Annotated in this window: 16 protein-coding genes; all 16 read right to left on the reverse strand. The window is 70.0% G+C overall.

Features of this window, described 5'->3' with window-relative positions; all coding sequences use genetic code 11:
* Positions 1-52 precede the first annotated feature (52 nt).
* The 16 genes from WFI52_RS06710 to WFI52_RS14185 all read right to left on the reverse strand — a co-directional run bounded on the left by WFI52_RS06710 (position 53) and on the right by WFI52_RS14185 (position 19,818).
* Positions 53-1,450, reverse strand: a complete 1,398-nt coding sequence (locus WFI52_RS06710) for an RsmB/NOP family class I SAM-dependent RNA methyltransferase (protein ID WP_336626233.1) — start codon at positions 1,448-1,450, stop codon at positions 53-55.
* Positions 1,447-2,379, reverse strand: coding sequence for a methionyl-tRNA formyltransferase (fmt, locus tag WFI52_RS06715; protein ID WP_336626234.1), 933 nt, complete (start codon positions 2,377-2,379; stop codon positions 1,447-1,449). The genes WFI52_RS06710 and fmt overlap by 4 nt, the downstream gene beginning before the upstream one ends.
* Positions 2,380-2,419: 40 nt before the next feature.
* Positions 2,420-4,429 (reverse strand): primosomal protein N', encoded by a 2,010-nt coding sequence (locus WFI52_RS06720; RefSeq protein ID WP_336626235.1) that lies wholly within the window; start codon positions 4,427-4,429, stop codon positions 2,420-2,422.
* A 16-nt stretch (positions 4,430-4,445) separates the two neighbouring features.
* Positions 4,446-5,636 carry a methionine adenosyltransferase gene (gene metK / locus WFI52_RS06725; RefSeq protein ID WP_336626236.1) on the reverse strand — a complete coding sequence of 397 codons (1,191 nt, stop codon included), beginning with the start codon at positions 5,634-5,636 and terminating at the stop codon, positions 4,446-4,448.
* 134 nt (positions 5,637-5,770) lie between these two features.
* Positions 5,771-6,025, reverse strand: a complete 255-nt coding sequence (gene rpoZ, locus WFI52_RS06730) for a DNA-directed RNA polymerase subunit omega (RefSeq protein ID WP_292861607.1) — start codon at positions 6,023-6,025, stop codon at positions 5,771-5,773.
* An 85-nt stretch (positions 6,026-6,110) separates the two neighbouring features.
* Positions 6,111-7,007, reverse strand: a complete 897-nt coding sequence (gene gmk / locus WFI52_RS06735; RefSeq protein ID WP_336626237.1) for a guanylate kinase — start codon at positions 7,005-7,007, stop codon at positions 6,111-6,113.
* Complete coding sequence (pyrF, locus tag WFI52_RS06740) at positions 7,007-7,834, reverse strand: orotidine-5'-phosphate decarboxylase (protein ID WP_336626238.1); 828 nt, start codon at positions 7,832-7,834, stop codon at positions 7,007-7,009. The genes gmk and pyrF overlap by 1 nt, the downstream gene beginning before the upstream one ends.
* Positions 7,831-11,133 carry a carbamoyl-phosphate synthase large subunit gene (carB, locus tag WFI52_RS06745; RefSeq protein ID WP_336626239.1) on the reverse strand — a complete coding sequence of 1,101 codons (3,303 nt, stop codon included), beginning with the start codon at positions 11,131-11,133 and terminating at the stop codon, positions 7,831-7,833. Before carB ends, pyrF begins: the two co-directional genes overlap by 4 nt.
* Positions 11,133-12,290: a glutamine-hydrolyzing carbamoyl-phosphate synthase small subunit gene (carA, locus tag WFI52_RS06750; protein ID WP_336626240.1), complete on the reverse strand. Its 1,158-nt coding sequence runs from the start codon at positions 12,288-12,290 to the stop codon at positions 11,133-11,135. The genes carB and carA overlap by 1 nt, the downstream gene beginning before the upstream one ends.
* Positions 12,287-12,844 (reverse strand): PH-like domain-containing protein, encoded by a 558-nt coding sequence (locus tag WFI52_RS06755; protein ID WP_336626241.1) that lies wholly within the window; start codon positions 12,842-12,844, stop codon positions 12,287-12,289. The genes carA and WFI52_RS06755 overlap by 4 nt, the downstream gene beginning before the upstream one ends.
* Positions 12,841-14,148 carry a dihydroorotase gene (locus WFI52_RS06760; protein ID WP_336626242.1) on the reverse strand — a complete coding sequence of 436 codons (1,308 nt, stop codon included), beginning with the start codon at positions 14,146-14,148 and terminating at the stop codon, positions 12,841-12,843. The genes WFI52_RS06755 and WFI52_RS06760 overlap by 4 nt, the downstream gene beginning before the upstream one ends.
* Complete coding sequence (locus WFI52_RS06765; protein WP_336626243.1) at positions 14,145-15,125, reverse strand: aspartate carbamoyltransferase catalytic subunit; 981 nt, start codon at positions 15,123-15,125, stop codon at positions 14,145-14,147. Before WFI52_RS06765 ends, WFI52_RS06760 begins: the two co-directional genes overlap by 4 nt.
* Positions 15,122-15,664: a bifunctional pyr operon transcriptional regulator/uracil phosphoribosyltransferase PyrR gene (gene pyrR, locus WFI52_RS06770; protein ID WP_336626244.1), complete on the reverse strand. Its 543-nt coding sequence runs from the start codon at positions 15,662-15,664 to the stop codon at positions 15,122-15,124. The genes WFI52_RS06765 and pyrR overlap by 4 nt, the downstream gene beginning before the upstream one ends.
* A gap of 63 nt (positions 15,665-15,727) precedes the next feature.
* The gene (locus WFI52_RS06775) at positions 15,728-16,114 is read right to left on the reverse strand and encodes a hypothetical protein (protein WP_336626245.1); all 387 of its coding nucleotides are present in this window, start codon (positions 16,112-16,114) and stop codon (positions 15,728-15,730) included.
* A gap of 7 nt (positions 16,115-16,121) precedes the next feature.
* Positions 16,122-19,220, reverse strand: a complete 3,099-nt coding sequence (locus WFI52_RS06780) for a type I restriction endonuclease subunit R (protein ID WP_336626246.1) — start codon at positions 19,218-19,220, stop codon at positions 16,122-16,124.
* Positions 19,221-19,410: 190 nt separating this feature from the next.
* Positions 19,411-19,818 carry a hypothetical protein gene (locus WFI52_RS14185; protein ID WP_442927714.1) on the reverse strand — a complete coding sequence of 136 codons (408 nt, stop codon included), beginning with the start codon at positions 19,816-19,818 and terminating at the stop codon, positions 19,411-19,413.

Raw genomic sequence — 19,818 nt, forward strand, 5'->3', positions numbered from 1 at the left:
CGCGGGAATGAGGTGTGTCCGCCCGACCTCGGTGAGTTCCGTCCCGACGGTTTCAGCGGCGTCGCAGCAGCGAGATCGACATCGCATCGGTTCCGTGCCGGTGCGGCCAGAGCTGTGCGCGACGCGATGCTCCGGCATCCGCGAGATCGATCTCCGCGTTCGAGATGGCGGCGACGACCGCGCGGGCGTCCAGTTCATCCAGCGTGTCCGCGTGCGTGCGAAGCACCTCCGCCACAATGCCCGCGGTCTCTGCGAGGTGCGGTGAGCACGTGACGTACGCAACGATGCCTCCCGGCTTGAGCGCGCCGACGGCCGCGTCCAGGAGCGCGGTCTGGAGTGATGCGAGCGCGGGAACGTCCGCAGGTTGCTTGCGCCACCGCGCTTCCGGCCGGCGCCTCAGGGCGCCGAGACCCGTACACGGCGCGTCCACGAGGATGCGGTCGTACCGCCCGCGCCCCGCACGGACGCGGCCGTCCTCCTCCGACACCCGGACGTCGAGCGGCACGCCCGCGACGGAGTCTCGGACGAGCCCGGCTCGTGCGGGCGAGAGCTCGTTGGCCTCGAGACGGGCACCGTGTGCGAGGGCCTCTGCGGCCAGCACCGCGGTCTTCCCGCCCGGGGCGGCGCAGAGGTCGAGCCACACCTCTCCCGGCGTAACCGGAACGGCGCGGGCGAGGGCGAGGGCCGCCAACTGGGAGCCTTCGTCCTGCACGCGGACGCGACCGTCGGATGCCGCGACGACCGCGCCGGGGTCTCCCCCGGCCGAGCGGAATCCGATCGGCGAGTACGGCGTGGGAGTCGCGTCGGCCGGACGTTCGGCCAGACCGGGAAGAGCCGCGAGCGTCACGGTCGGCGAGGCGTTGTCGGCGTCGAGGAGGGCTTCGAGTTCGTCTGCGCGGCCTTCCGCGGCCAACGCGCGACGGAACGCGCGGATGACCCACACGGGGTGGGCGTAGCGCACCGAGAGCCGTTCGTCGTCGGAGCGCGCCGCGGCATCCAACCGTTCGAGCCATTCCTCTCGGCTGCGCTCGGAGATGCGACGCAGGACCGCGTTGGCGAACCCCGATGCGGAGGATCCAGCTGCCTGGCGCACCTGTCGAACGGTCTCGTTCACCGCGGCGTGTGACGGGGTGCGCATCGCGAGCAGCTGGTGCGCACCGAGCCGCAGCGCGTCGAGCACGGCAGGCTCGACCGCCGAGACGGGTCGACCGGCGGCATCCGCGATGATCGCGTCGTACGTTCCCTCGCGTCGAAGCGTGCCGTACGCGAGCTCGGTGGCGAGAGCGGCGTCTGCGCCGGACAGCCCGGCGCGCGCGATCGCACGCGGCAGGAGAAGGTTCGCGTAGGCGTCGGACGTGTGCACAGCGCGCAGCACGTCGTAGGCGACCCACCGCGGGGTACGCCCGGTCGCCGGCCGTGCGCGCTCATCGGCGCCGCCGCGCGAGCTCATCGGCGCTGCGCCCCGAGCTCAGCGCGCGGCGTCCCGCCGCGGAGCCCGCGCCACCAGTCCGCCGCGGCCATGGGACCCTTTCCCGCGGGCTGGACCGTTTTCACGAGGAGCGTCCCCTCCCCCGTACCGAGGAGGATGTCTCTGCCGACGGCAGCGAAGGCGCCAGGATCGAGCGGCTCGTCGGGGCCGCGCAGCGCCGCGAGCACCTTGAGGCGTTGCCCATCAACGACGACGTGGGCGCCCGGTTCGGGCGTCGTGCCACGATAGCGATCGAGGACCGCGTCGGCGGGGTCTTCGAGGTCGAGCGCGCCGTCGGCGAGCGTGAGCTTGGGCGCCAGCGTCGGCTCTCCCGTCTGCGGCAGCGCGTGAGCGCCACCGGACGCGATGTCGTCGACGACACCCGCGATGAGGGCGGCTCCGCGCTCGGCGAGGGCATCGAGCACCTCGCCCGCCGTGGCGCCCCGCGGGATGTCGTAGCGCAGCTGCGCGTACACATCGCCGGCGTCGAGCTGCGGTACGAGCTGGAAGACGGCCGCGCCCGTCGTGCGGTCGCCCGCGATGAGCGCCCGCTGCACGGGTGCCGCACCACGCCAGCGCGGCAGCAACGAGAAGTGCAGATTGATCCAGCCGTGCGTCGGCGTCGACAGGAGCGGCTCGCGCACGAGTCCGCCGTACGCCACGATCACGCCGAGATCGGCGCCGAGGGCAGTGATCTCCTCCGTGGCGGCGGCGTCGAGGCGGTCCGCCTTGATGATCGGCAGACCGAGCTCCCCGGCGGCCTGCGCGACGGGCGACGGCGTGAGCACGCGCTTGCGGCCGATCGGCGCGTCGGCACGCGTCACGACACCGACGACCTCGTGGGCCGATGCGGCGAGAGCGCGCAGCGAGGGAACCGCGGGCGCCGGCGTGCCGGCGAAGACGATGCGCATGGGTCTCCTGAAGGGGGTCGGAAGGGACGTCGTCCGCGGGTCAGAGATCGAGCTCGGGGACGTCGAGTCGCACTCTCAGGGTAGTCCGCGCCGCAGAGCGGTCTCCTCGAGCCCGCGCTCGGCGGCCCCGCAGCGCGTCGGCGACGACCGACGCGCGCAGGCTTTCCGCAACGACGCGGCCGAGCGCGTAGTCGAAGCGCACCAGCGCGCGGACACCCCCGTCATTTCTCGGATCGGCCTCTTGCGCTACCGGCCCGAGGATCGCCGTGGCATCCAGTGCGGGCACCGCTTCGCGGAGCGCGTGCAGCGCCGACTGCACCGCCACCGGCGACCCCTCGACCGCAGCGACCCGCACGGTCGGCGGCATATGCAGCGGCGCGCGGTCGACGAGCTCGGCACGGGCGTAGGCCGGCTGGGTCCACGTTGCAAGCGCCCGCGCGACCGGCCCCGTCACACCCACGAGATGCACGGGAGCCCCGGGACGCGCGAGCGCCGCGGCGTTGGACCACCAGCGCAGCGCCGACTCGCCGATGCGCAGCTGCTCGGCGAGCAGCATCCGGTCGCCGTCGAGGAGGATCACGGCGTGATACCCGCCGTCGGCGTGCGGCTCGGCGCCTCGCGTCGCAACGACGAGCGCGGGTCGTGCATCGACGGAGATCACCGGATGATCGCCGTCGGCGAGGATGACCCGGGTGTTCGGAAACGCCCGGCCCAGCTCGTCCGCCGTGCGCTCGCTCCCCGACGAGGCCATACGCAGCGTCGTCGACTGACAGTGTGCGCAGGACCACGACGAGATGGTGCGACCGCACCATGTGCAGTCCGGCGCCGCGCCAGGACGGCGGGCGCGTAGCGGACCGGTGCAGTGCGGACAACGCGCCGGCGTACGGCACTGGGCGCACACGAGCACGGGCGCGTAGCCGGGGCGAGCGACCTGGACGAGCACCGGGCCGGTCTCGAGCGCGGCGCGCGCGGACGCGAAGGCCGCCGACGGCACGCGCTGACCTCGGGACTCACCCTCGCGCGTTGCGGAGAGAACGACACTCGGGCTCTCGCGCCGGTGCGCGGGGACATCGCGGACCCACCCGATCTGGACGAGTCTCTCGACATCGCTCGTGCGGGTGTGCCCCGCGAAGACAAGCGCCGACTCTTCGAGCTCCTGTCGCACGAGCGCCGCATCGCGCGCGTGGATGCCGGGGCTCAACGGTTCGGCGAGATGCGGATCGCCGTCGTCCCAGACGATCACCGCACCGACGTCCGGTGCCGGCGCATACACCGTCGACCGATTGCCGACCACGACCGCGGGTGCTCCCCCGAGAAGGCGCAGGTACGTGGCGTAACGCTCGGGTCCGGGGCGTCGGGCATCATCGCGGACGATCGCATCGCCCGAAAGTCGCGCGGCGAGGACCGCGAGCACCTGATCCTCGTCGCGCTGGTCCGGGACGACGATGAGCGTGCTTTGACCGCGCCCGAGCGTATGGAGGGCGATCGCTGCCACGACCTCCGACCAGGCCCCCACGGGGGTGGCGCCTGCTGCTGCCGGCCGCGGTGGCGCGTCGAGCGCGATGCGCGCCCGGGCGGACAGGGCCGGGAGCAGGTCGGGATACCCCGAGAGGATCCCGTCGGCCCACGCCGTCGCGGCCTCGTCGACCTCGGCGGCGGTTGCGCCCTCCCCCGCGTCGCGGGCCGCGAGCCATGCCTTCTCCGCGCGCACCATGCGCTTCGGGATCACGAGCCGCAGGACGTCGCTCGCTGATCCCGCCGCACGGTCGGCGGCCCGCCGCGCGAGCGCGTAGAGCGCGGGCGGCAGCACGGCGACCGGTGAGACGATCGCCTCGACCTCGGAGAGGGGCTTCGCCGTACGGGTGGCGTCTGCGGCATCCACCGTCTCGACGAGGTACCCTTCGACGACGCGCCCGGCGGTCCGAAGTGGGACTTTGACGCGGACGCCCGGCACCGCATCGGCTTCGAGCGCGGCGGGAACCGCGTAGTCGAACAGCCGATCGAGCTGCGGAAGCGGCGAGTCGATCAGGACGCGCGCGACGAGGGGCATGGCGCGTACCGCGCGGTCAGAGCCGGGCAGCCGCGCGCAGCTCGTCGACGCGCGTCGTCTGCTCCCACGTGAAGTCGGAGAGCTCCCGGCCGAAGTGGCCGTACGCCGCAGTCTGCGCATAGATGGGGCGCAGGAGGTCGAGGTCGTCGATGATCGCCTGGGGTCGCAGGTCGAAGACGTCGCGGATCGCCCTCGTGATCGTCTCGTCGTCGACGGCGCCTGTGCCGAACGTCTCGACGTACAGCCCCACCGGCTCAGCGCGGCCGATGGCGTAGGCGATCTGCACCTCCAGCCGCTCGGCAAGGCCCGCGGCCACAGCGTTCTTCGCGACCCACCTCATCGCGTAGGCAGCGGAGCGATCGACTTTCGACGGGTCCTTACCGCTGAAGGCGCCACCGCCGTGGCGGGCCGCGCCTCCGTACGTGTCGATGATGATCTTCCTCCCGGTGAGACCCGCATCGCCCTTCGGGCCGCCGGTGACGAAAGGCCCCGCGGGGTTGATGACGTAGCGCACGTTCGACAGGTCGAGCCCCGTCGTCGCGAGCACCGGGTCGATGACCTCGGCCTGCACGGCGGCGCGGAGCGCCGCGAGCGAGATGTCGGGATTGTGCTGCGTCGAGAGGACCACCGTGTCGACGGTGCGCGGCACGGCACCGTCGTACCCGAGGGTGACCTGGGTCTTGCCGTCGGGGCGGAGGAAGCCGAGCGCACCCGACCGGCGGGCGTCGGTGAGGCGCTCCGCGAGGCGGTGCGCCGTCCAGATCGCCATCGGCATGAGCTGCGGCGTCTCGGTCGTCGCGTACCCGAACATGATGCCCTGATCACCCGCGCCGAGCGCATCGACGGGGTCGTCCGAACCGCCCTCACGATGCTCGATCGCAGTGTCGACGCCGGCGGCGATGTCGCTCGACTGTTCGCCGATCGATACCGTGACGCCGCACGAGTCGCCGTCGAATCCGGTCTCGCTCGAGGTGTACCCGATGCGGTTGACGACTCGGCGCACGATGCCCGGGATGTCGACGTAGCCGTCGGTGCGCACTTCGCCGGCGACGTGCACGAGGCCTGTCGTGACGAGGGTCTCCACGGCGACACGGCTCCCCGTGTCCTCCGCGAGAAGGGCGTCGAGGATCGAATCGGAGATCTGGTCGCAGATCTTGTCGGGGTGCCCCTCGGTGACGGATTCGGAGGTGAACAGGCGCAGACTCATCGGGATCTCCAGGATTCAGCGGGCACGGACACCATCATGCCCGCGGTCCCCGACATCGGTGCGAACGCACGACATCCGGGGACACGCGGGCATGGCAGACACCGCGGAGCGTCAGCGGCTCCGCGGCATCCGGATCACTCGGCCTGACGAAGGCGCAGCTTGTCCTCGTGGATCTCGTGCAGCGCGATGGTCAGCGGCTTGTCCTCGACCGACGAGTCGACGAGCGGTCCGACGTTGTCGAAGAGGTTGCCCTCGTGCAGGTCCGAGTAGTAGTCGTTGATCTGACGCGCGCGCTTGGACGCGTAGATGACGAGCTGGTACTTCGAGTCGACCTTCTCGAGGAGAGCGTCGATGGGCGGGTCGATGATGCCCTTGTCACGTCCGGCCATGATGAACCTCCAGGATCGGATGGCGGTGAAAGCGTGCGGTGGAAAACTCGCGAGCCGCAGGATGCCGCGGCATCCGACCATTCTATCAGCGCGCGAGCGCGGCGACCTCTGCGGCGGCACGGGCCACGTCGTCGTTGACGACGACGTAGTCGAACTCGCCCTGCGAGGCGAGCTCGGTCTTGGCTGTGCGCAGACGCCGCGCGCGCTCCTCCTCGTCTTCGGTCCCACGGCCCACGAGCCGCTGGACGAGCTCGTCCCAGGTCGGCGGGAGCAGGAAGACGAGAGCCGCGTCGGGCGCGGCGGCGCGCACCTGACGAGCCCCCTGGAGGTCGATCTCGAGGAGGACGGTACGCCCCTCGGCGAGGGCCTTCTCGATGGGGGCCTTCGGCGTGCCGTACCGGTACGCGTTGTGCACCGTGGCCCATTCGAGCAGCTCGCCGCTCGCGACGAGGCGGTCGAACTCCGCGTCGTCGACGAAGAAGTAGTGCTCGCCGTCCACTTCGCCCGGACGCGGAGCGCGGGTCGTCGCGGAGACCGAGAGGAGGATCTCGGGGTGATGCTCCTTGATGTGGGCGGCGACGGTCCCCTTGCCCACGGCCGTCGGGCCGGCGAGGACGACGAGGCGGCTGCGACCCGCACGCGGAGCCGGAACGGGGAAGCGCTCGTCGAGCCAGTGCGCGAGCGCGACACGCTGGCGCGGCCCCAGGCCACCGAGCCGCTTGACGGGGGCGATGCCGAGTTCCGCGAGGATCCGGTCGCGCTTGCCCTCGCCGATCGCCGGAAGCGCGGTGAGGAACTCGGTGACGCGCATGGCGCCGGCGGGCGTATCGGGGTGCTCCTGGGCGCGACGCAGCAACTCTTGTGCCGACAGGACGCGCATCGCGACGTCCTTCTTCAGGGCCGCTCTTTCCCGGCGCGCCGCAACGGCACGTCGGGATGCCGCGGCGCGGTCGACCTCGGGTGGGCGGCGCGTCTGGATCATCACCCTCTACGGTACAGCGCGACGCGCTCCTCGATGCGCGCCGCGAGGCGCTCCGGCCCGGCGGACAAGACGCTCCGGCTCTCGCTCGCGACCACCTGCGACGCGACGTAGCCGAACAGGCGGCCGAGGTCGGCGGGCTCGGCACCCTGCGCGCCGAACCCCGGCGCGAGGATCGGCGTGCCGGCGAGCACGATGTCGGTGAGGCCGAAAGCACGCCGATCGACGGTGGCACCGACGACGAGTCCGACCGAGCCGAGCGAACCGGGGGCCCCGATGTTGCGCGCCGCGACATCGTGCGCGACGCGCTCGGCGACCGTCTCCTCGTCGTCGATCCGTGCCTGTTGACCGGCCGCGGCTTCGGGATTGCTCGTCGCGGCGAGGACGAACGCGCCCTTGTCGTGCTCGAGCGCCGTGGAGAGCGCCCCGTGCAGAGCATCCGTGCCGAGGTAGGGGCTGAGGGTCACCGCGTCGCACTCGAGCGGAGCACCGGGGACGAGCCACGCCGCGGCGTAGCCGTCCATCGTCGTGCCGATGTCGCCGCGCTTGGCGTCGGCGATGACGAGGAGCCCCGCCGTGCGCGCGGCTGCCATCACGTCCTCGAGCGCCGCGAACCCGGCCGAGCCGTAGCGTTCGTAGAAGGCGACCTGCGGCTTCACGATGCCCACCCGACCCGCTGCGGCCTCGACCGTGCGCAGGCCGAACTCGCGGGCCCCGGATGCCGAGGCATCCAGCCCCCACGCGCGCAGCAGCGCCTCGTGCGGGTCGATCCCGACGCACAGGGGTCCGTGCGTGTCGAGCGCGACCCGCAGCCGCGCGCCGAAGCTCACCGACCGACCTCCGCGAGGCGCTCGGCGCGATCCTGCGCGTACTCCTGCAGGCTCTTCACGTCGAAGCCCTCCCGCAGCACCGGCAGGGCGCTCACCGCGGCGCCCAGCACCGCCATCGTCGTGAAGAGCGCCTTGTCGGCCGCGACCGCCGCCGCGCGGATCTCGTAGCCGTCGGCGCGCGCGATTCCCCCCGAGGGCGTGTTCACGACGATGTCGATCTCGCCCGCGTTGATGAGGTCGACGACGTTGCGCTCCCCCGACTCCTGCGTGTCGGAGTACTTGCTCACGACGTCGACGCGGATGCCGTTGCGCGCGAGGATCTCGGCGGTGCCTTCCGTCGCGGTCAGGCGGAAGCCGAGCTCCTGCAGCCGGTGCGCCGGCAGGATCACGGCACGCTTGTCGTCGTCCGCGACGGAGAGGAAGACGGTGCCCGAGGTCGGGAGCCCGCCGTACGCGCCCGCCTGGCTCTTCGCGAACGCCGTCGGGAAGTCGCGGTCGATTCCCATGACCTCGCCGGTCGAGCGCATCTCGGGGCCGAGGACGGAGTCGACGGTGTGACCGTCGGCGGTGCGGAACCGCTTGAACGGCAGCACCGCCTCCTTGACGGCGACGGGCGCGTCGAGCGGAACACGCGACCCGTCCTGTGCCGGCAGGAGACCCTCGTCCTTGAGCTCTGCGATCGTCGCGCCCGCCATGATGCGGCTCGCTGCCTTCGCAAGGGGGATGCCGAGGGCCTTCGAGACGAACGGGACCGTGCGGCTCGCGCGCGGGTTCGCCTCGATGACGTAGAGCACGCCCGCCGAGACCGCGAACTGCACGTTCAGCAGGCCACGCACACCGACGCCCTCGGCGATCGCAAGGGTCGCGGTGCGCACGCGGTCGATCTCGGTGCGGCCGAGCGAGACGGGCGGCAGGGTGCACGACGAGTCACCCGAGTGGATGCCGGCCTCTTCGAGGTGCTCCATGACGCCGCCGATGTAGAGCTCGTGTCCGTCGTAGAGCGCGTCGACGTCGAGCTCCACGGCGTCGTCGAGGAACCGGTCGACGAGAAGCGGTTTGCCCTCTTCGATGACGACCTCGCCGGCCGTGCGCACGAAGTAGTCGCGCAGGCTCTCGGTGTCGTACACGATCTCCATGCCGCGGCCGCCGAGCACGAAGCTCGGGCGCACGAGCACCGGGTACCCGATCTCCTCGGCGATCGCGATGGCACCCGCCTCGTCCGTGGCCGTGCCGTGGCGCGGGGCGATGAGCCCCGCGCGGTCGAGTAGCTGCGAGAAGAGTTCGCGCTCCTCCGCGATGTCGATCGCGGCGGGCGAGGTGCCGAGGATCGTGTAGCCCGCCTCCTCGATCCCCTTCGCGAGGCCGAGCGGCGTCTGGCCGCCGAGCTGGCAGACGACACCCACGATCTCACCCGATGCGCTCTCCGCGTGCAGAACCTCGAGCACGTCCTCGAGGGTCAGCGGCTCGAAGTAGAGGCGATCGGAGGTGTCGTAGTCGGTCGAGACGGTCTCGGGGTTGCAGTTGACCATGATGGTCTCGAACCCCGCGTCGGCGAGGGCGAACGACGCGTGCACGCACGAGTAGTCGAACTCGACGCCCTGCCCGATGCGGTTCGGCCCCGAGCCGATGATGACGACCTTCTGCCGCTCGGAGGGCGTGACCTCGGTCTCGTAGTCGTAGCTCGAGTAGTGGTACGGGGTCAGCGCCGGGAACTCCCCCGCGCAGGTGTCGACGGTCTTGTAGACGGGCCGGATGCCGAGGCTGTGGCGGATGCCGCGGATCTCGGACTCCGAGACCCCGCGGAGCTCGGCGAGCTGCGCATCCGAGAAGCCGTGCTCCTTCGCGAGGCGGAGGGTCGCGGCATCCAGCTCAGGAGCCTTCTGCACGAACGCGGCGACCTCGTTGATGAGGGCCATCTGGTCGAGGAACCACGGGTCGATCTTCGTCGCCTCGAAGGCCTGCTCGACCGTGGCGCCGAGCCGCATGGCCTGCTGCAGCACGACGATGCGGCCGTCGGTCGGCTTCTTCGCGATCTCGAGCAGTTCCTCGACGCTGCGCGACTCCGGACCCCAGTGGAAGCTCGATCCGCGCTTCTCGAGCGAGCGCAGCGCCTTCTGCAGCGCGGTCGTGTAGTTGCGACCGATCGCCATCGCCTCGCCGACCGACTTCATGGTGGTCGTCAGCGTGGTGTCGGCGTTCGGGAACTTCTCGAAGTTGAACCGCGGCACCTTCACGACGACGTAGTCGAGCGTCGGCTCGAAGCTCGCCGGCGTCGCCTGCGTGATGTCGTTCGGGACCTCGTCGAGGCGGTAGCCGATCGCGAGCTTCGCGGCGAGTTTCGCGATCGGGAACCCGGTGGCCTTCGACGCCAGCGCTGACGAGCGCGACACGCGCGGGTTCATCTCGATGACGATGATGCGGCCGGTCGCCGGGTCGACGGCGAACTGGATGTTGCAGCCGCCCGTGTCGACGCCGACGGCGCGGATGATGTCGATGCCGATATCGCGGAGCTTCTGATACTCGCGGTCGGTGAGGGTGAGGGCGGGTGCGACGGTGATCGAGTCGCCCGTGTGCACGCCGACGGGGTCGACGTTCTCGATCGAGCAGACGACGACCGTGTTGTCGGCGGTGTCCCGCATGAGCTCGAGCTCGTACTCCTTCCAGCCGAGGATCGACTCCTCGAGGAGCACTTCGGTGGTCGGCGAGTCGCGCAGGCCCGCACCGCCGATGCGGCGGAGGTCGTCCTCGTCGTACGCGAAGCCCGAACCGAGCCCGCCCATCGTGAAGGACGGCCGGACGACGAGCGGATAGCCGAGCTCGGCAGCGCCGGCGAGCAGGTCGTCCATCGTGTGGGCGATGACCGAGCGGGCGACGTCCGCCCCGGCATCCAGCACCAGCTGCTTGAAGATCTGACGGTCCTCGCCCTTGCGGATCGCGTCGACCTTCGCTCCGATGAGCTCGACGCCGTACTTCTCCAGGATCCCCTGCTCGTGCAGGGCCATCGCGGCGTTGAGGGCCGTCTGGCCGCCGAGAGTCGGCAGGATCGCGTCGGGCTTCTCCTTCTGGATGATCGTCTCGATGACCGCCGGGGTGATCGGCTCGATGTACGTCGCGTCGGCGAAGTCGGGGTCGGTCATGATCGTGGCCGGGTTCGAGTTCACGAGGATGACGCGCACGCCCTCCTCGCGGAGCACGCGGCACGCCTGGGTGCCGGAGTAGTCGAACTCGCAGGCCTGGCCGATGACGATCGGGCCCGACCCGATGACGAGGACGCTCTTGATGTCGTCGCGCTTGGGCATTACTTGCTGGCCTCCAGGGTCGAGCGAACGAGATCGGCGAAGCGATCGAACAGGTAGTTGGCGTCGTGCGGTCCGGCGGCGGCCTCGGGGTGGTACTGCACGCTGAACGCGGGGATGTCGAGGGCACGCAGACCCTCCACGACGTTGTCGTTGAGGCCGATGTGGCTCACCTCGACGCGGCCGTAGCCGTTCGGCGAGTCCACCTCGCCCTCGAGCGGCGCATCGACGGCGAAACCGTGGTTGTGCGCCGTGATCTCCACGCGCCCGGTCTGCTTGTCGAGGACGGGCTGGTTGATGCCGCGGTGACCGAACGGCAGCTTGTAGGTGCCGAATCCGAGGGCACGACCGAGCAACTGGTTGCCGAAGCAGATCCCGAAGAACGGCAGGCGCTCATCCAGCACCGCGCGCAGGAGCGCGACGTGGTCGTCGGACGCCGCGGGGTCGCCGGGACCGTTGGAGTAGAACACCGCGACCGGATCGATCGCGCGGATCTCGTCGATCGTCACCGACTGCGGCAGCACGTGCACGTCGAAGCCGCGCGCGGCGAGGTTGTCGATCGTGGCCTGCTTGACGCCCAGATCGAGCACGGCGAGGTTACCGATCCGCTCGGCCGTCGCCGGCGTGACCTCGGCGGCGGCGACGGACACCTCGGCGGAGAGGTTCTGGCCCGACATCTCCGGGGCTTCGCGGACGAGGCGCAGCTGCTCCTCGGCATCCAGCGCGGCGGCCTTGCCGGAGAACACCCCGCCGCGCATCGAGCCCGCCGAGCGCAGGACACGCGTGATGGCGCGCGTGTCGACCCCCGAGATGCCGACGATGCCGTCGCGGACGAGCGCATCATCGAGCGACTCGTCGGCGCGCCAGTTGGACACGACGCGCGAGGGATCGCGCACGATGTAGCCGGCGACCCAGATGCGGCGCGACTCGGGGTCTTCGCCGTTCATCCCGGTGTTGCCGATGTGCGGAGCAGTCTGAAGCACGATCTGGCCGGCGTAGGAGGGGTCGGTGAGGGTCTCCTGGTAGCCGGTCATGCCGGTCGCGAAGACGACCTCGCCGAGGGTCACGCCGCGCGCACCATAGGCACGGCCGGGGTGACGCGACCCGTCCTCGAGCACGAGGACGGCGGGGTCGGTGATGAAGGAGGCGATGGGGGTCATGCGTCGGTTCCCGTCGAAGTGTCGGTGGGTGAAGTGTGGGGGTCGGATGCCGCGGCGAGCGGCAACGTCGCGGCGATCGCGTCCGCGAGCGCGCGCGCCGAGGCATCCTGGGGCCGGAGGTAGGTGTCGACGAGCCGGCTGTCGTGTTCGCCGTGCTGCGCCCGCCAGGTGAGGCGGACGAGGCCGCCGGGCTCCACGACGCGGTCGATCGCGACCCGCGCGAGGTCGACGCCGGCGATCTGAGCGACCGGGATGAAGAGCGGAGCGGCGCCCGGGAGCTCCAACGCGATCCCGTGATCGGTCACCGTCACGTCGGCCCGCGACCGGAAGGCGAGCCCGGCGATCGCGAGGCGCTCGAGCGGCTCGTCGTGGGGCGTCGTGGCGACGTAGAAGCCGGAAGCGGCCGATGTCGCCCGTGCGCCGGTCGGGATCTCACCGACGGGGGCCCGGAGGTCGCCGTCACGTCGAGTGCGGCGTCGCCAGGCGAGCACGCCGAGCGCGATCAGCACCACGACGACCGCGAGGATCACGAGGAGTGCGCCCTCGCGGGTCACGCGTCGACCGCCGTCATCGACTCGGCCACGGCGCCGTCGGCGACCGTCACCGCGCCGCGGAAGAGCGTCCAGCGCACGTCACCGGGAAGCTCCCGGCCCAGGTACGGAGAGTTGACGCTGCTCCCCCGCAGATCGTTCCTCGAGAAGACGCGGGCCGGCGACGGGTCGTAGAGCGTGAGGGACGCGGGTGCACCGGCCTCGAGCGGCGTTCCGGCGTCGGCGAGGCGACCGATGCGCGCGGGCGCGGCCGACATGACGCGGGCAACGCCGGCCCAGTCGAGCAGGCCCGTGGCGACCATCGCCTCGTGCACGACACGGAGCGCCGACTCGAGGCCGACCATGCCGTTCGCGGCCGCCTGCCACTCGCACGACTTGGACTCGTCGGGGTGCGGCGCGTGGTCGGTCGCGACGATGTCGATCGTGCCGTCGGCCAGGCCCTCCCGGACGGCCCGCACGTCTTCGTCGCGGCGGAGCGGCGGGTTGACCTTGAAGCGCGCATCATACCCGCGCACCAGCTCCTCGGTGAGGAGCAGATGGTGGGGCGTGACCTCGGCAGTGACGTTCACACCGCGCTTCTTCGCCCACCGGATGATGTCGACCGATCCGGCGGTGGAGAGGTGGCACACGTGCAGGCGCGAGCCGACGTGCTCGGCGAGCAGCACGTCCCGCGCGATGATCGCCTCCTCGGCGACGGCGGGCCAGCCCGCAAGCCCCAGCTCGGCCGAGACGGTCCCCTCGTTCATCTGAGCGCCCTCGGTCAGGCGGGGGTCCTGCGCGTGCTGCGCGACGACGCCGTCGAACGCCTTCACGTATTCCAGCGCGCGTCGCATGATGAGCGGGTCGAAGACGCAGAATCCGTCGTCACTGAAGACGCGCACACGCGCGCGGGACGACGCCATCGCTCCGAGCTCCGCGAGGCGCTCGCCCTTCTGTCCGACCGTCACGGCGCCGATCGGCTGGACGTGGACGTAGCCGGCGGCCTCGCCGAGAGCGAGCTCCTGCTCGACGACACCGGCCGTGTCGGCGACGGGAGAGGTGTTCGGCATCGCGAACACGGTCGTGTACCCGCCCGCCGCAGCGGCGCGCGACCCCGAAAGGATCGTCTCGGATGCCTCGTAGCCGGGCTCGCGCAGATGCGTGTGCAGGTCGACGAGCCCCGGCAGGGCGATGAGCCCGTCGGCGTCGATCACGGTCGCACCCGCGCGCGAGAGGCCGGCGCCGACCTCGACGATCACGCCGTCCGTGATGAGCAGGTCCGCGGCATCCCCGCCGCTCAGGCGGGCTCCCTTGATCAGGTACGTCATCGGGCGTCCTCCTGCGTCGTCGTGTCGCGCTGTTCGTTCCGTTCGCCGGCCAGCAGCAGGTAGAGCGCCGCCATGCGCACCGAGACGCCGTTCGCGACCTGCTCCAGCACGGTCGAACGCGGCGAATCGGCGGCGTCGGCGGAGATCTCCAGCCCGCGGTTCATGGGTCCGGGGTGCATGACGATGCTACCTTCCGGCAGTGCCTGGAGGCGCGCCCGGTCGAGCCCCCAGCGACGCGCATACTCGCGCTCCGTGGGGAAGTAGGCGGCGCTCATCCGCTCGAGCTGGATGCGGAGCATCATGATCGCATCGGGGCCGGCGCCGATCGCGTCGTCGAGGTCGTAGGACACCTCGACCGGCCACGCCGAGATGTCCTGCGGCACGAGGGTGGGCGGCGCGACGATCGTCATATGCGCACCGAGCGTCGCGAGGAGCCACACGTTCGAGCGCGCGACGCGCGAGTGCAGGATGTCGCCGACGATCGCGACCCGGATGCCGCTGAGATCCCGCCCCCGACTGTCGTCGCCGAACGTGCGCTTGCGGATGGTGAACGCGTCGAGAAGAGCCTGCGTCGGATGCTCGTGGGTGCCGTCGCCGGCGTTGACGACGCCGGCGGTGATCCAGCCGCTGGTGGCGAGCGTGCGCGGAGCCCCTGACGCGCCGTGGCGGATGACGACGGCATCCGCACCCATCGCCTGCAGCGTCTGGGCCGTGTCCTTGAGGGACTCCCCCTTGCTGACCGACGAACCCTTCGCGGAGAAGTTGATGACGTCTGCGGAGAGGCGCTTGGCGGCGGCCTCGAAGGAGATCCGCGTTCGCGTGGAGTCTTCGAAGAAGAGGTTGACCACCGTCTTGCCGCGCAGCGTCGGCAGCTTCTTGACCTCGCGCGACTGCGTGTCGCGCATGTCTTCGGCGACGTCGAGGATCTGCAGCGCGGACGCGCGGCTGAGCGTCTTGGTGTCGAGGAGGTGCCTCATGATGCGATCGTCACCTCTTCGATGCCGTCGGTCTCGGCGAGGTGCACGTTGACACGCTCGCTGCGGGCGCTGGGCAGGTTCTTTCCGACGAAGTCGGGGCGGATCGGGAGCTCCCGGTGCCCGCGGTCGACGAGGATCGCGAGGCGCACGGCGGCCGGGCGGCCGATGTCACCGAGCGCGTCCAACGCGGCGCGGATCGACCGGCCGGAGAACAGCACGTCGTCGACGAGCACGACCGTCTTTCCGTCGATTCCGCCCGCGGGAATGGACGTCGGATGCGGCGCGCGCGTCGGGTTGCGGTGCAGATCGTCGCGGTACATCGTGACGTCGAGCGCTCCGACCGGCACGGTGGTTCCCGAGATGTCGGCGAGGAGACCGCCGATACGATCCGCGAGCGTGACGCCACGGGTCGGGATGCCGAGGAGTACGAGGTCGTCGGGGCCCTTGTTGGACTCGACGATCTCGTGCGAGATCCGAGTCAGGGCACGGGCGATGTCGGCGGCGTGCATCACCGTCCGAACGGAGTCGGGCGTGACCATGCGCTGCTCCCTTCTCCGCCTCACGGGACGGGGTTAAAGGTTGCGGGTGTATCGCATTCCAGCCTACCGGACGAAGAGCGCCCGCACACCCGCGCGCGCACCGGTCAACGCGAAGACGAGGAGGGTGACCGACCAGAAGCCGCCGAGGCTGACGGCGTCGCCGAACAGGAGGTCTTCGAGCCAGAGGAGGACGAATTTGCTGCCGGGCAGGATCAGCACGAGCATCGCGATCGAGGTCGCTCGCTGGAGCGGCCGGGATGCCGCGCGCAGACGCGAGAGCACCGACTTCTTGACCAGGAGCACGACCTCGAGCACGCCCTTGAGCATGATCGCGGTCAGCAGCGACGTGGCGAAGCTCTCGCTCACGACGCCCGGGAAGAACTGCGCCACGAGGTTCAAGACGACGACGTAGACGAAGATGTCGGCGAGATCCAGAGGGGTGATCTTCATGGCGTGCTCAACTCGCCGGCCGAGCGCGGAGCCGCTCGTACAGGCCGCATTCGATCATCATCTGCACGAGGTCAGCCTCGCTCATCCTCCGCGCCGCCGCGATCACCTCAGCGCTGGCATTCTCGTGCTGCCAGAGCGCATCGGAGAGCACGATGCGCAGGGCGGGAGAATTCGCGAAGTCAACGACGGTGTTGTTCTTCGCCTGCTCGGCGAGCCCGGCGTCTTCCGCTGCCTCGGCGAGGAGCGTCTCGATGAGTCCGACCTTGTACTCGTCTTTCGCGTCGAGGTCGCCGAGGTATCTGTTGACCTTCTCAATGAGCTCGGATGTCGAAGCTCGTTCCTTTTCGCGGAGCGCCGCCATGCCGGCCTCGGTGATACCTCGCAGTCCTTCGGCATCGCCGGCGGTCAGCGCGATGTCTTCCTGCTTGAGCTTCTCGAGCTTGTAGTGCGTAAGCACAACGTCCGAGACGTCGACGACCTCGCTGCTCCCTCCGTCATCGAGGGCCCGGAGGCGCCGAGCGAGGAGGTCGGCGAAGACGGAGAGCTTTTCGTAGCGCGGGTCGCCGAAGTGGAGCACCTGGGAGAAGAACGCGTACAGGGTGACGTACTGCGAGAGGGTCGCACGGAAGTCGATGAGGCGCTCGCGCTCCTCGTCGTCGCTCGCCGCGAGCCAGCGTGCGGAGAAGCGATCGACCGCCGGATCGAGGTGCGCCGACAGTGCGTTGTGCGCCGCACCTGCGGCACCCGAGAGAGTCGTCCAGTCGGCCCAGACCTGATTGACCTCGGCCCACGTGAAGACACCGATCGCGTCGAGCTTGTTCACGAGGTTCAGGACGAGGTCGGGGTCGGACGCGGTCTCGATGCGCGCCTCTTCGTAGTACTCCTGGAACGCGGCCTGGATGATCGCCGGGTCGTTGACGAAGTCGAGCACGTAGGTCTCGGTCTTGCCGAGAGTCGTGCGGTTCAGGCGCGACAGGGTCTGGACGGCTGCAATGCCCGACAGCTGCTTGTCGACGTACATCGCGACGAGCAGCGGCTGATCGAACCCGGTCTGGTATTTGTTCGCGACGATCAGCACGTGGTGGTCGGGCTGGGCGAAGACGTCGGCGAGGTCGCGTCCCTTGAGGGAGGGGTTCAGGGATGCCTCGGTCACGACCTTTTGGGCGACTCCGGGCAGAGCGGTGACGTCGGGGTCGGGCACCTCACCCGAGAAGGCGACGAGAGCCCGGAGTGGCAGGTTTCGCTCCGCGGCGAGCTTCTCGAACGCACGCGCATAGCGCACCGCCGCCGCACGCGACGAGGTGACGATCATCGCCTTCGCGCGCCCGCCGAGTTGCGGCTGCACAACCTCACGGAAGTGCGTGATGATCTCCGACACCTTCGAGGCGACGTTGGTGGGGTGCAGTTCGACCATGCCTATGAGCGCGCGGGTGCCGGTGCGCACGTCGATCTCGTCGCCGTTGGCCTCGTCGGTGCCTTTCGCAGCGCGCTTCGCGATGCGGGCTGCCATGTCGTACGTCGTGTAGTTGCGCAGCACGTCGAGGATGAATCCCTCCTCGATCGCCTGTTTCATCGAGTACAGGTCGAAGGGGTGCGGCTTGCTGTCAGAGCCCGGCGTGCCGAAGAGCTCAAGGGTCTTCGCTTTCGGTGTTGCCGTGAAGGCGAAGAAGCTGATGCGCCGGTCGTCGTCGGCGTGCGACGCCATCGCGACGAGGGCATCCTGGTCGGCGCCGGGTTCGTCGTCGACGTCGACGGATTCCCCGAGGTAGAGCAGGTCTTTGACCGCCTTCGCGGCAGCGCCGGTCTGCGACGAGTGCGCCTCGTCAGCGATGACCGCGAACCGCTTGCCCGCGAGCACGCCCCCCTTCTCGCGGATCTGCTTCAGCGCGTGCGGAAAGGTCTGCAGCGTCACGCCGATGATCGGCACGCCGGAGGCCAGCGCTGTGGCAAGTTGGGTGGTCTTCGAGCCTTCCGAGCCGCGCGTGATCGCCTGGAAGGTGCCGGTGACGGTCACAAGCTGGTCGACCGCATCCTGCAATTGCCGGTCGAGCACCTGCCGGTCCGCGATGACGATGACCGAATCGAAGACCTTCTCCCCCGCGGGTGTGTGGAGCGATGCCAGGCGATGCGCCGTCCATGCGATCGAGTCGGTCTTGCCCGACCCGGCAGAGTGCTGGATCAGGTACTTCAGGCCGGATCCGTCGGCGCGCGCGGCGGCGGTGAGGGCCGTGACGGCGCGCCACTGGTGGAACCGAGGGAAGCGGATCTGCGTGCGCGTCGTGACCTTTCCGGTGAGCGGGTCGGTCTGCTTCTCGTGGTTCGTGTAGACGAACTTGGTAAGGATCTGCAGCCACGCGTCACGGTCGAGCACGTCTTCCCAGAAGTACGCCGTGCGCGGCTTGTCACCGTTCGGGGGGTTGCCGGCCCCACCGTCGTGTCCACGGTTGAACGGCAGAAACGAGGTCGCCTCGCCCTGCAGCTTGGTGGTCATCGCGATCTTGTCCTGGGTGAGCGCGAAGTGCACGAGGGCTCCGCGCCCGGCGGTGAGCAGCGGCTCGCCCTGTGGATGGCGGTCGTGCTTGTACTGCGCAATCGCGGCGCTGAGGCTCTGCGCGAAGTTGGTCTTGATCTCGACGGTCGCAACGGGGATGCCGTTGACGAAGAACGCGAGGTCAAGACGGTCGCCCTTCTTGGTCGAGTAGCGCAGCTCGGGCACGACCCGCAGGATCGTCTGCGCGTATAGGGCCGTCATCGCGGGGTTGCGGTCGTCGGCGGGCGGCAGCTGGATCATGCGGAAGCGCTTGGCGCCCACGACGTCGAAGCCCTTCCGCAGGACGGTGAGGGTGCCGCCGCCGTCGCTCTCCTTGGCCGCGAGGGACGCCGCCAGCCGATCCAGCACGCGCGTACGGCCTCTCGCGTCGTCGTCGCCGGCGACGATCTTGCGCAGGTTCTTCTCGTCGTCGAGCGCGAGCCACGCGAAGACATCATCGGGGTAGAGCGCACGCTCGCGGTCGTAGCGATCGGACGTACCGACCGCCCACCTGTGCGCCGCGAGGTGGGCGACGATGAGCTTCTGAAACTCGGTCTCGGCGTACTGCGTGCTCATCGCGACTCCTCGCTCGTCTGCGCCGGTCGCTGAGGAGCGCGCCCAGCCCGACCCTCCGGCAACTGAGTAGCGCGCGTCGCGCCACCCTCCGGTGGTTGAGTAGCGCGCGCAGCGCGCGTATCGAAACCACTGACGTCGATCCTGCCCAGCATGCCCTCACGCTATCGGCATGGCGAGCCCCGCCCCCCCGTCAGATCGGCCAGTTCAACCGCTTTCGTCGGAGACCGTGCTGCGCTAACGAGAAGACGAAAGGCGCCTGAACCGCCGCCAGCCGGTGAATCCCGGTTGAGTATTTCATGCATGGGTCCCCCATTTGATCTGCAGTGAGATCGCCGCGCGCGTATGCGACGACCCGCGCGTCGCTCATATAAATCGCTCTCGCCTCAAGGGGACGGCTGGCAACGCGGTGATCCTTAGCCATGAGCACGAACCCGCGCTGTGTTCCTTCACTGATCCACTCCTGATCGCTCATTCGTTGGGCGCGATCGTCCCCGAACAGTTCCGCGAGAGTCGTCGCCTCCCAGCCGGCATCTCGCAGTCGCGCAACGAGTTTTCGCTGACCGAGTGATCGGTCTAGCAGAAATCTCGCTGCGCCCAT

This window comes from Microbacterium sp. MMO-20, assembly GCF_037147735.1.
In the GTDB taxonomy this organism is placed as follows: domain Bacteria; phylum Actinomycetota; class Actinomycetes; order Actinomycetales; family Microbacteriaceae; genus Microbacterium.

Excerpts from the sequence above, each read along its gene's own strand:
- WFI52_RS06710 (WP_336626233.1), bottom strand. The coding sequence starts at position 1,450 with ATGAGCTCGCGCGGCGGCGCCGATGAGCGCGCACGGCCGGCGACCGGG.
- fmt (WP_336626234.1), bottom strand. The coding sequence starts at position 2,379 with ATGCGCATCGTCTTCGCCGGCACGCCGGCGCCCGCGGTTCCCTCGCTG.
- WFI52_RS06720 (WP_336626235.1), bottom strand. The coding sequence starts at position 4,429 with ATGCCCCTCGTCGCGCGCGTCCTGATCGACTCGCCGCTTCCGCAGCTC.
- metK (WP_336626236.1), bottom strand. The coding sequence starts at position 5,636 with ATGAGTCTGCGCCTGTTCACCTCCGAATCCGTCACCGAGGGGCACCCC.
- rpoZ (WP_292861607.1), bottom strand. The coding sequence starts at position 6,025 with ATGGCCGGACGTGACAAGGGCATCATCGACCCGCCCATCGACGCTCTC.
- gmk (WP_336626237.1), bottom strand. The coding sequence starts at position 7,007 with ATGATCCAGACGCGCCGCCCACCCGAGGTCGACCGCGCCGCGGCATCC.
- carB (WP_336626239.1), bottom strand. The coding sequence starts at position 11,133 with ATGCCCAAGCGCGACGACATCAAGAGCGTCCTCGTCATCGGGTCGGGC.
- carA (WP_336626240.1), bottom strand. The coding sequence starts at position 12,290 with ATGACCCCCATCGCCTCCTTCATCACCGACCCCGCCGTCCTCGTGCTC.
- WFI52_RS06760 (WP_336626242.1), bottom strand. The coding sequence starts at position 14,148 with ATGACGTACCTGATCAAGGGAGCCCGCCTGAGCGGCGGGGATGCCGCG.
- WFI52_RS06765 (WP_336626243.1), bottom strand. The coding sequence starts at position 15,125 with ATGAGGCACCTCCTCGACACCAAGACGCTCAGCCGCGCGTCCGCGCTG.
- pyrR (WP_336626244.1), bottom strand. The coding sequence starts at position 15,664 with ATGGTCACGCCCGACTCCGTTCGGACGGTGATGCACGCCGCCGACATC.
- WFI52_RS06775 (WP_336626245.1), bottom strand. The coding sequence starts at position 16,114 with ATGAAGATCACCCCTCTGGATCTCGCCGACATCTTCGTCTACGTCGTC.
- WFI52_RS06780 (WP_336626246.1), bottom strand. The coding sequence starts at position 19,220 with ATGAGCACGCAGTACGCCGAGACCGAGTTTCAGAAGCTCATCGTCGCC.
- WFI52_RS14185 (WP_442927714.1), bottom strand. The coding sequence starts at position 19,818 with ATGGGCGCAGCGAGATTTCTGCTAGACCGATCACTCGGTCAGCGAAAA.